Below are 14,535 nucleotides of genomic sequence, written 5' to 3'. Positions count from 1 at the left end.
TTCTGGTTTTTTTCTTCCGCAAAAAGAACATTCTAAAACTTGTTTTGCCATTTTTTTAGTTTGATGATGGATGCTGGATGCTGGAGGTCATCTAACTTCCTACATCAAACATCCAACACATTTATCTTCTTAACACTTCATCAATCATTCCGTATTCTTTGGCTTCATCAGCAATCATCCAATAATCGCGTTCAGAATCTTTGTGTACTTTATCAAAAGTTTGTCCCGAATGGTGAGAAATGATTTGGTACAATTCATCTTTCAGTTTCAACATTTCTTTCAAGTTGATTTCCATATCGGTGGCAACACCTGATGCACCGCCTGAAGGTTGGTGAATCATAACTCTTGAATGTGGTAACGCTGAACGTTTCCCAGCTGCTCCAGCACATAATAACACAGCGCCCATTGAGGCTGCCATTCCTGTGCAAATTGTAGCTACATCTGGTTTTATGTATTGCATGGTGTCATAAATCCCTAATCCCGCATAAACACTTCCTCCTGGAGAGTTAATATAGATTTGAATGTCTTTTGAAGCATCAACACTTTCTAAGAACAACAATTGCGCTTGAATGATATTGGCCATATAATCATCAACTCCTGTTCCCATAAAGATAATTCTATCCATCATCAAACGCGAGAATACGTCAAGTTGAGATACATTCATTTGGCGTTCTTCAATTATATAAGGCGTCATGCTACTTACAATTTTATCGTAATACAGACTGTTTACACCATGTTTTTTGGTGGCAAATTTTTTAAATTGCTTCCCCATTTCGTGGGTAGCTCTTGGGTCTTTTCCGTAATCCATTTTAAAATTTTAGTTTAAAAGTTTATAAGTTAAAAAGTTTAATGTTGTTGGTTGTAAACTCTACATCTGTTTAATCCTAGTCAAAGTCCGTGCCTTCTTTTAAAAGTGACAATGTGTCGCTCAATCAGAATCCTAGCCCCGATTGCAACAAGCTACCATGTAGCGTGGAAAGCGGGATTACCTGCCGGCAGGTAAGGCTTCAGAAGATTCTGAAACAAGTTCAGAATGAAAAAGCGCCAAATTACTTTGACGCTCAAATATAATAAAATAATGGTTAGAAAATTAGTGTTTTAATTCGCCATACATCGCTTTGATGAAATCATCATACGAAACCTCTTTTGATGTTGCTTTTACTTTGTCTTTAAACAAGTTTAGCATTTTTTCATTCATTACTTGTTCTGACAAACGTTTAACTTCATCTTGGTTGGACATTACTCTTGCTACGATTCCTTGTACATCTTCATCAGTAGGATTCATTTGCCCGAATTGTGCCATTTGTTTTTTGATTACATCAGATGTATACGATTTCAAATCCTCAAATGTGATTTGTAAATTGTTTTCAGCTATAATTTTTCCTTCTATTAATTGGTAACGCAAACCATTTTCAGATTTGGCATATTCTGCTTCAGCATCTTCTGGAGATAGTGGGTTTTGACCCGCAGTTTGTATCCATTTTTTTAAAAATTGAGCTGGTAAATCAAATTTAGTAGAAGCAATTAAAAACTCGGTAACATCGTTTAAGAATTTTTGATCTGCTTGTTGTTCAAATTGTTTTTCAGCATCTTCTTTGATTTTTGCTTTTAACTCCTCCACAGAAGTAACTGCTTTTGGTCCAAATAATTTATCAAATAATTCTTGGTCTAAAGTAGCGGGTTCGTGAGTGGTTACTTCATCAATAGTGAAAGTTACTTCAATGTCTAATCCGTGAACGTCATCATGACCAACGGCTAAGAAATCCATTAATTTGTGATCATCATCAAATAATCCTTTTGTTCTTAAAGTAAGTGCATCTCCCACTTTTTTTCCGATGAAAGATTTCACAGTTTTCTTGTCTGCAAAAACGTCTAATGATAAGGTTGTTCTGTTATTGATTCCTTTATCTTCATTGGCAAAAATTCCTGAAACATCGTTTCCTTCTTCTACGGTTTCTTTGGCAATTAGTTTTCCGTATTGTTTTTGAATACGAGCAATTTGGTCTTTCAACATTTTGTCGTCGGCAACAATTTTATATTGTAATAAATTATTTTTTGCCGCTAAGTCAACATTAAACTCTGGAGTTAATCCTAATTCGAATTCAAATTTATACTCTTCAACATCCCAATTGAAATCTTCCGTTACTTTGGGTAATGGATTTCCAAGAATATCTAATTTTTCGGCAACTAAATAGTTGTTCAAATTATCCTGTAGCAATTTGTTTACTTCTTCTAACAAAACCGCTTTGCCATATTGTTTTTGGATCAGACTCATTGGCACTGCTCCTTTTCTAAAACCAGGAATAGCAGCATTTTTTCTGTAATCTGCTAATTTTTTTTGTACTTTTTCTGCATAATCTGATTTGGCTACTTCAATTGTAATTACAGCATTTAATGCGTCTACATTATTTCTTGTGATGTTCATTTCTTGTGTTTTTTACCTACTAAAATTGGGTTGCAAAATTATAACATTTCTGCAACCCAACCAAGTTTTTATTTTTATAGATTTTAAGCGGTTTATTTTGTGCCGCCTGTTATTTTATAAACCAATGACTGCGAAAGTGATAAGATAACACTGAACAACATGGCTGTCCAAAAAGAATTTATTTCAAAACCATCTACATAATGATCACAAAGCAATATCAGTATTGCATTTATAACTAACATAAATAAACCAAGGGTTATGAATGTTATAGGTAGTGTAAACAACACTAAGATAGGTTTAACAAAAAAGTTGAGTAAGCCCAATACAAGAGCCACCGTTACTGCTGTGATAAATTTATCGACAACAACTCCTTTCATAAATCGGGCTATTATCAATACTAAAATGGCAGTTATAAATATTCTAAGTAGTAGTTTCATTTCAATTTAGTTTTATTTCTAGTTTTGGGATTAATGCACTAATATATTTCATAAAATTTAAATAAAAAAATATTTGTGAATTCGTGGCTTATTTTTATTTCAAAAACCTTGCTGTTTCTTCAAAAAATAACTTTGGATTTTCGGCATGCAACCAATGTCCAACATTGGGAATGGTTACTAATTCAAATTTAGGAAAATGGTTTTTTATTTCTGGTAAATCGGTATCTAGAATATATTTAGAATTTCCCCCACGAATGAAAAGTGTTGGTTGGTTAAAATGATTTCCCTCTGGTAAAGCTTCACCAATAATTTCAATTTTAGCATTAAAAACGGGCAAATTAAAACGGAAAGCCAACTGACCTGGTTCAACCCAATAGAGATTTTTCATTAAAAATTGGCGTGTGCCAAAATCAGGAATAAAAGGATATACTATTTCTTCTACTTCTGCTCGGTCTGGTTTTGTAGAAAAATCTACAGCATTTAATCCGGCTAAAATATCTTGATGGTGTGGTGCATAATATTTTGACCCAATATCAGCGACTACTAATTTTTCAACTAAATCTGGATAGGTTGTAGCAAAAAGCATGGCTACTTTCCCTCCCATAGAATGACCAATTATAGAAATATTGGACAGGTTATGATGCTGACAATAGTCTAAAACATCATTTGCCATCGCAGCATAATTGAATTCATCGGAATGAAAACTTTTACCGTGATTTCTCAAATCAATCATGTGCACTTGAAATCCTTCAGCAGCATATAATGCACCGAATGATTTCCAGTTGTCACTCATTCCAAGAAAGCCGTGAATAATAATTAATGGCTTGCCTTGTCCTTCTATTCTTGAATACAACATAAAATATTTTTGATTTTTGATTGCAGATTTTTGATTGCAGAATGGATTTAAAAATCGTTAATCACCATTCGTTACTCTTAAATCTTAAATCATTTTAATTTGTTGAGATACATATTCACTACATTATCAAAACCCAGATAAAGTGCTTCACAAATCAAAGCATGACCAATAGATACTTCTAACAATCCTGGAATATTTTCTTTAAAGAATTTAATATTATCCAAACTCAAATCATGACCAGCATTAATCCCTAAATGTAGTTCATTTGCCAAAATAGCTGCTTTTACATAAGGTTCAATTCCAGCTTTATTTCCCAAACTATATTGATGCGCAAACTCTTCTGTATATAGTTCTATTCTGTCAGTACCCGTTTTTTTGGCACCTTCAATCATTGCTAATTTTGGGTCAACAAAAATAGAAGTTCGAATACCGTTTTTTTTGAATTCCGCAATTACTTCGCATAAATACTCTTGATGAGTAATGGTGTCCCAACCCGCTGATGACGTTATTGCTCCAATAGCATCAGGAACCAATGTTACTTGTGTTGGTTTACATTCGAGCACCAAATCGATAAAGTTGTGTTGTGGATTGCCTTCCATATTGTATTCTGTGTAAACAATCGATTTCAAATCACGAGCATCTTGGTAACGAATATGTCTTTCATCTGGCCTTGGATGAATGGTGATTCCTTGTGCACCAAACTTTTGAATATCTTTAGCAACTTGGCATAAATCGGGAACATTTCCACCACGGGCATTTCTTAAAGTTGCTATTTTGTTAATGTTTACACTTAATTTTGTCATTACAATTTTAGATAAATTTCTTTTTAATAATTTGGTTACAAAAATACAAAGTTAAACTAAGTCTTAATGTCCCAAAATTTGATTATTTTGCAGTCGCTTAGAGAAGCTACATTTATGAGATTACTTTCTAAATATATCAACAACGATTTCAAACCGTTTTCGACCAAAGAAAATGTAACAGCAATTCAAGATTTTTTTGCTGATGTTTCCTATTCCCATTTTCCGGTTATGGATAATGAGGTATATCAAGGATGTATTGCTTTTGTTGATGCTGAGACCTTTGAGCCCCAAAAAAGCATCGGCGATTATCGTTATGCTTTAGAAGGTTTTTTTGTTAGAAATTCTTCCATTTGGTTAGATGTTCTGGAAATATTCGCCCGAAATAATGCTAACATTGTTCCTATATTAGATGAAAACAATAAATATGTTGGCTACTATGAAATTACAGATGTAATAAAATTTCTTAATGAAACTCCATTTCTTAAAGAAACAGGGGGTATTATTATAGTTGAAAAACCAATTGCAGATTACTCTATGAGCCAAATTACTCAAATTGTAGAAAGCAATTATGGAAAACTACTTGGTGCTTTTGTTTCAGAGGCCAATAATGAAAAAATACAAGTTACTGTGAAAATCACACTTGGATCTATCAATGAAATTATTCAAACTTTTAGACGTTATAACTACGAAATTGTTTCTGAACATCAAGAGGATGATTATTTGAACAATTTAAAAGAACGTTCCGAATATTTAAATAAATATTTAAACATGTAATTTATGAAAGTTGCCATCTTTGGTCAGTATTATCAAAACGACACCCGACCAATCATCAAAGATATTTTTGTTTTTTTCAATAGAAATAATGTAGAAATGGTCATTGAAGAAAAGTTTTTGAAAATATTATATGAAGAAAAAATTGTCGAAAAACAATACAATACGTTTAGCTCTCATTCCGATTTAGATAAAAGTTTTGACATTCTAATCAGTATTGGTGGTGACGGAACCATATTAAGAGCAGCAACTTTTGTGCGTGATATTGGCATTCCAATTTTAGGGGTAAATGCGGGAAGACTAGGATTTTTAGCTAACGTTCAAAAAGAAAACATTGAATTATTTCTGAAAATTATTTTAGAAAAAAAATACAGCATCTCTGAAAGAACACTTTTATCTATGGAATGTTTTCCAAACTGTGAAGAAATAGACATCAATTTTGCTATGAATGAAATTTCTGTGAGTAGAAAAGAAACTACTTCCATGATTACGATTGAAACTTTTTTGAATGATGAATATTTAAATTCCTATTGGGCTGATGGTTTAATCATTTCCACACCAACTGGCTCAACAGGATATTCTCTTAGTTGTGGTGGACCGATTCTTACTCCTGATGTTAAAGGGCTAGTCATAACTCCTATAGCTCCACATAATTTAAATGCAAGGCCACTGGTAATTCCTGATGATATAGAAATTAAACTCAAAGTTTCGGGAAGAGAAGCACAATATTTAGTTTCTTTAGATTCAAGAATTACTTCTGTAAACAATAATTCTGAATTAAAAATCAAAAAGACCCCTTTCAAAATTAATATGGTAGAAATTCCTGAGGAAAGCTTTTTTAAAACACTTCGCAACAAGTTGCTTTGGGGAGAAGACAAGAGAAATTAGAAAAAAACACTTCAAATTATACTACAATTCTAAAATTTTCGTTTTAGAATATAACTATTAGTATGAACTATAGTTCTATGTACTTTTTTTTATTTAGTAGAAATACAAAATTCATGTCATTTAAGTACTGAGAATTATTATATTTGCACGCTATTTTCAATTCAATGAAAAAGATTTTAGTATTATTTTTTGGTTTGATTTTCCATAACATTCTGAACGCACAAATTAATGAAATTGGCGTATTTTTGGGCGGAAGCAATTATGTTGGTGATGTTGGTAGCACAAGTTATGTTTCACCAAATAAATTGGCTATAGGTGTTTTATACAAATGGAATAAAAGTCCGAGACATTCCTATAGGTTTTCATACACACAGTCAACAATATCAGGAGATGATGCAGATTCAGATATTCCAGCTAGAAATTTAAGAGGATATAAATTCAATAATAGATTAATGGAATTTTCAGCAGGAATGGAATTTAATTTTTTTGATTTCAATTTACACGAGGCATTACAAAAGAAAATAACGCCTTATGTCTATTCTGGAATCTCCTATTTTGCCTATGATGAATTGTTTGTAGTAAGCCAAGAGACTAAAATAGACTATAAATCGAGTTCCTTAGCAATCCCAATGGTTGTTGGAATTAAAAGTAATGTTTTAGAAAATTTTATTTTAGGATTTGAAGTTGGAGCAAGATACACTTTCACCGATAATTTAGATGGAAGTATGCCAAAAAATAGAAATTTAGCGCCGTTAAAATTTGGCAATGTAAATAGCAAAGATTGGTATGTTTTTACTGGTTTTACATTAACATATACCTTCACAGAAAAACCATGTTATTGCGCAGATTAGAGAATGAACTTATTAGATAAAATAAATAAAGACACTTTACCAAAACATCTGGCCATTATTATGGACGGAAATGGTCGTTGGGCTAAACAAAAAGGTTTTTTAAGAGTATTTGGACATGAAAACGGAATAAAATCTGTCAGATCAACTGTTGAAAATTGTGCAAAACTTGGTATTGAAAATTTAACGCTTTATGCTTTTTCAACAGAAAATTGGAACCGCCCAAAACTAGAAGTTGATACTTTGATGAAGCTTTTGATTTCATCATTAAAGACAGAATTAGATACTTTACAAAAAAATAATATTCGATTAAACTGTATTGGAAACATTGATTTGCTTCCATCTAAAGCAAAAGAAGAACTTTTAGGAGTAATTGAAAAAACAAAAGACAATAATAGAATGACATTGACCATAGCATTAAGTTATGGCTCTAGAGAAGAATTGTTAAATGCTGTTAGAATTATTAGTAATAAAGTTAAAAATAATATAATTTCGATAGACTCACTTGATGAATCAATTATAAATCAGCATCTTTACACGCATAATTTACCTGACGTAGATTTAGTGATTAGAACCAGTGGCGAACATAGAATTAGTAATTTTTTGCTTTGGCAAATAGCTTATGCGGAATTTTATTTTACAGATGTTTTGTGGCCCGATTTTAAAGAAGATGATTTATATGAGGCCATTATTAGCTATCAAAAAAGAGAACGAAGGTTTGGAAAAACAAGTGAACAAATTAAATAACATTTCCGTGCAAATTAATACTTTAAAAACATCTCTAATACTAATATTATTAGGAAGTTTTTTACAAATACAAGCCCAAGATAGAATTCCATTTGATCAAGGTAAAAAATACATATTAGCAGACGTTAAAGTAAACGGCAAAATCAGTTTTAATCAACAAACAGTTGTAACATTTGCTGGTTTAGAGAAAGGACAACAGATAACTGTGCCTGGTGAAGAAATAAGTAATGCTATAAAGAAACTAGGAAAACTTGGTCTGTTTAGTGATATTGATTTTTATGCCAGCAAAATTGAAGGTGACAGTATTTGGATGGATTTAGATATTGCTGAATTACCAAAGCTTAATGAAGTAAAATTTCAAGGTGTTAAAAATTCTAAAACTGAAGATTTAATTAAAGATAACGGCTTAACTAAAGGCAAAATAGTTAACGAAAACCTAATTACAACCACCAAAAATTATATTGAAAATAAATATAAAAAAGATGGTTATTTCAATACTAAAGTTTTTATAAAAACAATTGCAGATACTACAGAGGGAAACCAAGTAAAGATGCTCGTGAATGTTGATAAGGGAGAAAAATTAAAAATTTCAAGAATTACTTTTGAAGGCAATGAAAAATTTTCAGATGCTAAGCTGAGAAAAACAATGAAAAATACGAAACAAATTAATCGTATTAGGATTTTTAAAGCTTCAAAATTCATTAAAGACAAATATAAAGAAGATCTAACAACAATAATTGATAACTATAAAGAAAGAGGATATAGAGATGCAAGAATTGTACAAGATTCTGTATTTTTAAATGCTACTAAATCCAAAATAGCCATTACTATTAAAGTTGAAGAAGGAAGAAAATACCATTTTGGCAACATTAAATTCTTAGGAAATTCTGTCTATTCAGACCAATTATTGAATAGAGTTTTAGGAATAAAAAAAGGAGATACTTATAATGGAGTATTACTAGAAAAAAGAATTGCTGATAAAAATAAACCTGATGGTGAAGATATTACCAATTTATATCAAAATAATGGTTATCTGTTTTCAAACATCAATGCAGTTGAAGTGAAAACTGTTAATGATACCATTGATTTTGAGATTAGAGTTACTGAAGGCCCTATTGCCTATTTTAATAACATTACTGTTGTTGGAAATGACAAAACAAATGATAGAGTTATTTATAGAGAGTTAAGAACCCAACCAGGACAAAAGTATAGCAAAGAAGATTTAGTGAGAACCATTCGTGAAATAGGACAACTAGGTTTCTTTGACCCAGAAGCTATAGACCCTAAATTCAAAAATGTCGATCCAGCTGCTGGAACTGTAGATATTGAATACAATGTGGTTGAAAAAGGATCTAGTCAAATTGAACTTCAAGGAGGTTACGGAGGTGGTGGATTTATAGGAACTCTAGGGTTGTCTTTTAATAATTTTTCTGCAAGAAATATGTTTAACAAAGAAGCCTATAAACCTTTGCCGATGGGTGATGGGCAAAAAGTAGCCCTGAGATTACAAGCTAGTTCATTTTTCCAGACTTATAGTTTATCCTTTTCTGAACCATGGTTAGGAGGAAAAAAACCAATTCAATTTTCTACATCGTTATCCCATAGTAAACAATTTTTATACTCGGGAAGATCAACTAATGTGGATAGAACTAAGAGTTTTAACATTACATCATTATCTATAGGTTATGCAAAAAGATTAACTGTTCCAGATGACTTTTTTGTGTTTTCGAATACGATAAGTTTTCAATATTATGATTTGCACAATTATAATACTGGTTTATTTACATTTGGTGACGGGGCTTCAAGAAATTTAGCTTTTACCTTTGGACTAAGTAGAAATAATAAAGGTGTAAATCCAATATTCCCAACATCGGGTTCTGAATTTGGTGTTACTGCAAAATTAACTGTTCCTTATTCCATGTTTAACGGAATAAATTATGGAAATTTAGAAAATCTTAAAGAATATAAACAAACGTATACAGCATCCGATAATCCAAATCAGAATTTTGGTATTGACAACGTTTATATTAATGATGGCGATTTAATCAAAACAACAACTATTAATGGTGTTACTGGAATTGTAAGAGTGGATGACGCTAATTTTCAAGATGCTGATGTGAATAGAGGAAAAGTAGATCAAGAAAAATTCAAATGGTTAGAGTATTATAAAATTAAATTTAAAGCAGATTGGTACACAAAATTAGCAGGCAAATTAGTTTTGAGAACTCTTGGTGAATTTGGTTATCTAGGAGCATATAACAGCGGGAGAGGATTGGTTCCATTTGAAAGGTTCTTCTTAGGTGGTGATGGTTTAGCTAACTTCTCATTAGATGGTAGAGAAGTTGTACAATTAAGAGGTTATCCAAACCAATCTTTATCTAACCAAGATGGCGCAACAGTTTACAACAAATTCTCATTGGAACTTAGATATCCAATTACATTAAAAGCAGCCGCCTCAATATATGCTTTAACATTTTTAGAAGCAGGTTCATCTTATGACACCTTTAAAAAATATAATCCATTTGTATTACAAAGATCTGCAGGTTTCGGTATTAGAATATTTATGCCCGCTTTTGGATTACTTGGAATAGATTTTGCACATGGTTTTGATGCCGTCCCTGGGTTAACAAATCCAAATGGTTGGGAAACACATTTTATAATTGGTCAACAATTTTAATTATATTTGATAACTATTTCTAAATCATAATCGTATGAAAAAATATTTCGCAATATCAATACTGCTATTATTCCTTGGTTTTAAAGCTACTGCACAATCAAGAGGGATAAAAATTGGCTACATTGACATGGAATATATTCTACAAAATGTACCCGATTATTCAGAAGCAAAAAATCAATTAGAGCAAAAAGCTCAAAAATGGAAACAAGATATTGAAGCTAAAAAAATTGAAATTGCAAAACTAAACGATGCTTTAAAAACCGAAAGAGCACTTTTAACCAAAGAATTAATAGAAGAACGAGAAGAAGAAATTAAATTTCAAGTAGATGAACTTTTAGATTTTCAACAGAAAAAATTTGGGCCAAATGGTGATTTGATAACTCAAAAAGCAGTTCTAGTCAAACCTATACAAGATCAGGTTTTTACAGCAGTGCAAGATATAGCTGAAGTAAAAAAATATGATTATATTTTTGATAAAACGTCTGATTTGACAATGCTTTTTGCAGCTAAAAGATATGATATAAGTGACCAAGTTCTCAGAGTAATTACAAGAGCTGAAAAAAGAGAACAACTAAGTAAAAAAGAGCTGAAAGAACAAGAAAAAAAAGAATACCAAGAAGATGTTGCAGATGAGAACCCCGCACTAGCAGAAAGAAAAAGAATTCTTGAAGAAAAAAAATTAGCTCGTGAAAAAGCTGCTTCCGATAAAAAAGAGGCCGCCCTCGCAAAAAAAGCAGAGCAAGATGCTAAAAGAAAAGAATTATTAGATGCAAAAGCAGCCAAAAAAAATGGCACGGTTCCTGTTAATGAAAAAACAACAGTTTCAACAACTTCCAAAGAAAATAATAAAACAACAGATTCAACAACTGTTGTAAATTCAAAAGAAGCAAAAGCGGCTGCAAGAGCAAAAGCAATTGAAGACAGAAAAAAGGCTATAGAAGATAAAAGAAAAAAAGCTTTAGAGGATAGAGAAGCTGCTAAAAAAGCCAAAGAAGAGAAAACAAAATAAATAAAAATAAATACTAACAAATAATTAATTAATACTTTTAAAAATGAAACGATTAAAATCATTACTAATAGCTACTGTATTGTTTTTAGGAACAAGTAATACTATCAATGCTCAAGCTAAAACTGCACACGTAGATGTAAATGAACTAATTTCTAAAATGCCAGCAATGTTGGATGCTCAAAAACAATTAGAGAAATTGAGTGCTACTTATGATACAGAATACAAAACAATGGCAGAGGAATACCAAAACAAAATTAAAAAATACGACCAAGAAGCTTCTACTGTTGGAGATGCCGTAAATCAGACTCGTCAAACTGAAGTACAAGATTTGATTAAACGTATACAAGATTACAGAGATAATGCTCAAAAAGAATTGCAAAAGAAAGAAGCTGATTTAGTGAAACCATTAATGGATAAAATAAAAGCTTCTATCGCTAAAGTTGGAAAAGCAAAAGGTTACCAATATGTATTCAATATTGCTGACTTACTATTATCTGATGGTCCTGATTTAACTGCTGATGTAAAAAAAGATTTAGGGTTTTAATCTGAACTTGTTTTAGATTCTTTAAGAATTATATTAAAAACTGCTCAACTACTTGAGCAGTTTTTTTTTACTTTTGTTTACATGACAAATAATAATCCCATAGGACTTTTTGACTCAGGCATTGGTGGAACATCCATTTGGAAAGAAATAGATGAATTGCTTCCCTGTGAAGACACAATTTATCTTGCTGACAGTAAAAATGCTCCTTATGGCCAGAAATCGAAAGATGAAATTATCGCACTTAGTATTAAGAATACTGAGTTTCTTTTAAATCAAAATTGTAAAATTATTGTAGTTGCCTGTAATACGGCAACAACAAATGCCATCAAAGAATTAAGAGCCAAATATGCTATTCCTTTTATAGGAATTGAACCCGCTATAAAACCCGCTGCATTACATTCAAAAACGCAAAAAATTGGTATTCTTGCTACTCAAGGAACACTAAATAGTGAATTATTCCATCAAACTCTAGAACAATTCCAAAACACAAAAATAATAGAACAAATAGGTCATGGATTAGTGCCGCTAATTGAAAATGGAGAAATCAACTCCCCTGAAATTAATAAACTATTGCACAATTATTTGAAACCGATGATAGAAGCAAATATTGATTATTTAGTTTTAGGTTGCAGTCATTATCCTTATCTCATACCTCAAATAAGAAAAATTCTCCCAAAAGAAATAAGAATAATAGACTCAGGAGAAGCTGTTGCAAGGCAAACTAAAAAAGTATTACTAGAAAGGATTGGACTAAATTCTCAACCAGAGAAAGGAAAATCAGTTTTTTATACTAATTCAAATCCAAAAGTTTTAGAAGCTATTTTAAAAAACAAATATCAAATAATAGCTGAAGATTTTTAAACTATTCTTCTTTAAACCAACTAGAGTACATCACGTAATTATTTGATATACGTTCAATTTCTCCAGCAAAATCAGACTGATTTATATCTTTTACTTTTTTAGCTGGAATCCCAGCATAAATTGTACCTGATTCAACAACTGTGTTTTGAGTAACAACAGCTCCAGCCGCTATTATTGAATTGCTTTCAATTATACAATTATCCATAACAATTGCGCCCATTCCAATTAGGACATTGTCTTTAATTTTACAACCATGAACAATAGCATTATGTCCAATGGAAACATTATTCCCAATCTCCGTTGGATGTTTTTGATAAGTACAATGAATAATTGCACCATCTTGAATATTGACTTTATCTCCTATTTTTATATAATGTACATCACCACGTAAAACAGCATTAAACCATACACTACAAGATTTACCCAGAGTAACATCACCAACAATAGTTGCGTTTTCTGCTACATAACAGTCTAGAGGGATTTGAGGATGTTTACCGTTTACTGATTTTATAACCATAAAAAATTTGTCCCGAAATTTTCGGGACATCTATTTGAATTAATTAATAGCAGGACAATTACAATGGTATTTTTCAGCTTTGCAGAATAAATTCATCCCTAAAGTTACTTGATGAAATCCTCCTGAGTCAAATTTAACAGTTCCTAATAAATGTGAATAGGTATAAGAGAACATGTAGTTTTTAAAATTGATGCCAATAATTGGAGTAACATACTGTAGATTTTGATCTGCAACAGTATTACCTTCTACATATTGAGCCCCATCAAGACTTCTTCTATAGGATAATCCACCCCATAGTTTTCCAAACTCTAAATCTTTATACGCTTTAATGTTTAAATCAACTGTTTTTTCTTTAGTTTGCGAAACTAATTGAAACATGAATGAAGGTTCCCATTGAATAGTTTCAGTATCACCAAAAGTGTAACCAGCATTTAAGATAAATCGTCGTAAATTCACTGGTTCTCTATCTGTATATAATTTTCTATCACTAGCCAAAGCATTTTTTACAGTAGCGTGAACATAAAAATCGAGAAAATTATAGGAAGCACCAATATCTAAATTAAAATAAGATGCCTTTTGAATAGACCCGAAAACATTTGGATCGTACTCTGGGTAATTAATTAAAAAACTTGTTTCATCTAAATTACTTTGAATAAATCCAGCACTCATTCCAAATGAAAGCTGATTTAAATCAATATAATCTCTCGAAAACATAAGGTGATGTGCATAAGTCAATTTCATACCAGTTTGAGAATGATAACCATTTTTATCATTAAAAACAATAATCCCTGCTCCTGATCTCTCTCCTAATGAGCCATTAAAACTCAATGTCTGCAGTGATGGTGCATCTTGTTGCCCAAACCATTGTTGCCTACCAGTAAGTCTAAGTTTTGCACAATTGGCGGCACCAGCCATTGAAGGATGTAATAAATAATAATTATCTGATAAATAATCAGAATAAACAGGTAATCCTTCTTGAGAATTTGAAAATTGTACTACAAATAGCAATACTAATAAATAAAATTTACTAAAATTCATTGCAATTATCTTTTTAATGAAAAATGGGACTTAAATTGTTTTCCTAAACTTGTTTCTTCGTAATCTACTGTAAACCAATAATCATCTGATGGTAATGGACTTCCGTTAAAGGTT

16 protein-coding genes are annotated in these 14,535 nt (G+C 31.4%); 8 read left to right on the top strand and 8 right to left on the bottom strand.

What is annotated here, in order from left to right:
* Positions 1–121 precede the first annotated feature (121 nt).
* The 5 genes from clpP to ACOYLT_RS06820 form a co-directional block, all read right to left on the bottom strand.
* Complete coding sequence (gene clpP, locus ACOYLT_RS06840) at positions 122–808, bottom strand: ATP-dependent Clp endopeptidase proteolytic subunit ClpP (RefSeq protein WP_422853114.1); 687 nt, start codon at positions 806–808, stop codon at positions 122–124.
* A gap of 282 nt (positions 809–1,090) precedes the next feature.
* Positions 1,091–2,425 carry a trigger factor gene (gene tig, locus ACOYLT_RS06835; protein WP_422853113.1) on the bottom strand — a complete coding sequence of 445 codons (1,335 nt, stop codon included), beginning with the start codon at positions 2,423–2,425 and terminating at the stop codon, positions 1,091–1,093.
* Positions 2,426–2,517: 92 nt separating this feature from the next.
* Positions 2,518–2,862, bottom strand: a complete 345-nt coding sequence (locus ACOYLT_RS06830) for a phage holin family protein (RefSeq protein WP_422853112.1) — start codon at positions 2,860–2,862, stop codon at positions 2,518–2,520.
* A gap of 94 nt (positions 2,863–2,956) precedes the next feature.
* Positions 2,957–3,718 carry an alpha/beta fold hydrolase gene (locus ACOYLT_RS06825; RefSeq protein ID WP_422853111.1) on the bottom strand — a complete coding sequence of 254 codons (762 nt, stop codon included), beginning with the start codon at positions 3,716–3,718 and terminating at the stop codon, positions 2,957–2,959.
* 89 nt (positions 3,719–3,807) lie between these two features.
* Positions 3,808–4,521, bottom strand: a complete 714-nt coding sequence (locus tag ACOYLT_RS06820) for a pyridoxine 5'-phosphate synthase (protein ID WP_422853110.1) — start codon at positions 4,519–4,521, stop codon at positions 3,808–3,810.
* A gap of 114 nt (positions 4,522–4,635) precedes the next feature.
* Here ACOYLT_RS06820 and ACOYLT_RS06815 point away from each other — a divergent pair, with 114 nt between their 5' ends.
* From ACOYLT_RS06815 to murI, 8 genes are all read left to right on the top strand, one after another.
* Positions 4,636–5,295 carry a CBS domain-containing protein gene (locus ACOYLT_RS06815; RefSeq protein ID WP_422853116.1) on the top strand — a complete coding sequence of 220 codons (660 nt, stop codon included), beginning with the start codon at positions 4,636–4,638 and terminating at the stop codon, positions 5,293–5,295.
* Between the two features lie 3 nt (positions 5,296–5,298).
* Entirely contained in the window at positions 5,299–6,180 is an 882-nt protein-coding gene (locus tag ACOYLT_RS06810; RefSeq protein ID WP_422853109.1) for an NAD kinase, read from the top strand.
* Between the two features lie 164 nt (positions 6,181–6,344).
* Entirely contained in the window at positions 6,345–7,031 is a 687-nt protein-coding gene (locus tag ACOYLT_RS06805) for a DUF6089 family protein (RefSeq protein ID WP_422853108.1), read from the top strand.
* 3 nt (positions 7,032–7,034) lie between these two features.
* Complete coding sequence (locus ACOYLT_RS06800) at positions 7,035–7,775, top strand: isoprenyl transferase (RefSeq protein ID WP_422853107.1); 741 nt, start codon at positions 7,035–7,037, stop codon at positions 7,773–7,775.
* Positions 7,708–10,452 (top strand): BamA/OMP85 family outer membrane protein, encoded by a 2,745-nt coding sequence (locus ACOYLT_RS06795; protein WP_422853106.1) that lies wholly within the window; start codon positions 7,708–7,710, stop codon positions 10,450–10,452. The genes ACOYLT_RS06800 and ACOYLT_RS06795 overlap by 68 nt, the downstream gene beginning before the upstream one ends.
* A gap of 34 nt (positions 10,453–10,486) precedes the next feature.
* A complete protein-coding gene (locus ACOYLT_RS06790) occupies positions 10,487–11,461 on the top strand; it encodes an OmpH family outer membrane protein (protein ID WP_422853105.1) in 975 nt (324 codons plus the stop codon).
* A gap of 43 nt (positions 11,462–11,504) precedes the next feature.
* Positions 11,505–12,005 carry an OmpH family outer membrane protein gene (locus ACOYLT_RS06785; protein WP_422853104.1) on the top strand — a complete coding sequence of 167 codons (501 nt, stop codon included), beginning with the start codon at positions 11,505–11,507 and terminating at the stop codon, positions 12,003–12,005.
* An 81-nt stretch (positions 12,006–12,086) separates the two neighbouring features.
* Positions 12,087–12,866: a glutamate racemase gene (gene murI / locus ACOYLT_RS06780; protein WP_422853103.1), complete on the top strand. Its 780-nt coding sequence runs from the start codon at positions 12,087–12,089 to the stop codon at positions 12,864–12,866.
* A 1-nt stretch (position 12,867) separates the two neighbouring features.
* Here murI and ACOYLT_RS06775 read toward each other — a convergent pair whose 3' ends face one another.
* From ACOYLT_RS06775 to ACOYLT_RS06765, 3 genes are all read right to left on the bottom strand, one after another.
* Positions 12,868–13,383 carry a gamma carbonic anhydrase family protein gene (locus ACOYLT_RS06775; protein WP_422853102.1) on the bottom strand — a complete coding sequence of 172 codons (516 nt, stop codon included), beginning with the start codon at positions 13,381–13,383 and terminating at the stop codon, positions 12,868–12,870.
* Between the two features lie 39 nt (positions 13,384–13,422).
* Positions 13,423–14,421, bottom strand: a complete 999-nt coding sequence (locus ACOYLT_RS06770; protein ID WP_422853101.1) for a PorP/SprF family type IX secretion system membrane protein — start codon at positions 14,419–14,421, stop codon at positions 13,423–13,425.
* Positions 14,422–14,426: 5 nt separating this feature from the next.
* On the bottom strand, positions 14,427–14,535 hold a 109-nt coding region (locus ACOYLT_RS06765), incomplete at its 5' end, for a T9SS type B sorting domain-containing protein (RefSeq protein ID WP_422853115.1).

The sequence above is a fragment of the Flavobacterium sp. genome (assembly GCF_049318185.1).
Lineage (GTDB): Bacteria > Bacteroidota > Bacteroidia > Flavobacteriales > Flavobacteriaceae > Flavobacterium.
The sequence above is the reverse complement of the archived record's forward strand: the minus strand, read 5'-3'. Positions and strand labels throughout refer to the sequence as shown.

Excerpts from the sequence above, each read along its gene's own strand:
- clpP (WP_422853114.1), bottom strand. The coding sequence starts at position 808 with ATGGATTACGGAAAAGACCCAAGAGCTACCCACGAAATGGGGAAGCAA.
- tig (WP_422853113.1), bottom strand. The coding sequence starts at position 2,425 with ATGAACATCACAAGAAATAATGTAGACGCATTAAATGCTGTAATTACA.
- ACOYLT_RS06830 (WP_422853112.1), bottom strand. The coding sequence starts at position 2,862 with ATGAAACTACTACTTAGAATATTTATAACTGCCATTTTAGTATTGATA.
- ACOYLT_RS06825 (WP_422853111.1), bottom strand. The coding sequence starts at position 3,718 with ATGTTGTATTCAAGAATAGAAGGACAAGGCAAGCCATTAATTATTATT.
- ACOYLT_RS06820 (WP_422853110.1), bottom strand. The coding sequence starts at position 4,521 with ATGACAAAATTAAGTGTAAACATTAACAAAATAGCAACTTTAAGAAAT.
- ACOYLT_RS06815 (WP_422853116.1), top strand. The coding sequence starts at position 4,636 with ATGAGATTACTTTCTAAATATATCAACAACGATTTCAAACCGTTTTCG.
- ACOYLT_RS06810 (WP_422853109.1), top strand. The coding sequence starts at position 5,299 with ATGAAAGTTGCCATCTTTGGTCAGTATTATCAAAACGACACCCGACCA.
- ACOYLT_RS06805 (WP_422853108.1), top strand. The coding sequence starts at position 6,345 with ATGAAAAAGATTTTAGTATTATTTTTTGGTTTGATTTTCCATAACATT.
- ACOYLT_RS06800 (WP_422853107.1), top strand. The coding sequence starts at position 7,035 with ATGAACTTATTAGATAAAATAAATAAAGACACTTTACCAAAACATCTG.
- ACOYLT_RS06795 (WP_422853106.1), top strand. The coding sequence starts at position 7,708 with ATGAGGCCATTATTAGCTATCAAAAAAGAGAACGAAGGTTTGGAAAAA.
- ACOYLT_RS06790 (WP_422853105.1), top strand. The coding sequence starts at position 10,487 with ATGAAAAAATATTTCGCAATATCAATACTGCTATTATTCCTTGGTTTT.
- ACOYLT_RS06785 (WP_422853104.1), top strand. The coding sequence starts at position 11,505 with ATGAAACGATTAAAATCATTACTAATAGCTACTGTATTGTTTTTAGGA.
- murI (WP_422853103.1), top strand. The coding sequence starts at position 12,087 with ATGACAAATAATAATCCCATAGGACTTTTTGACTCAGGCATTGGTGGA.
- ACOYLT_RS06775 (WP_422853102.1), bottom strand. The coding sequence starts at position 13,383 with ATGGTTATAAAATCAGTAAACGGTAAACATCCTCAAATCCCTCTAGAC.
- ACOYLT_RS06770 (WP_422853101.1), bottom strand. The coding sequence starts at position 14,421 with ATGAATTTTAGTAAATTTTATTTATTAGTATTGCTATTTGTAGTACAA.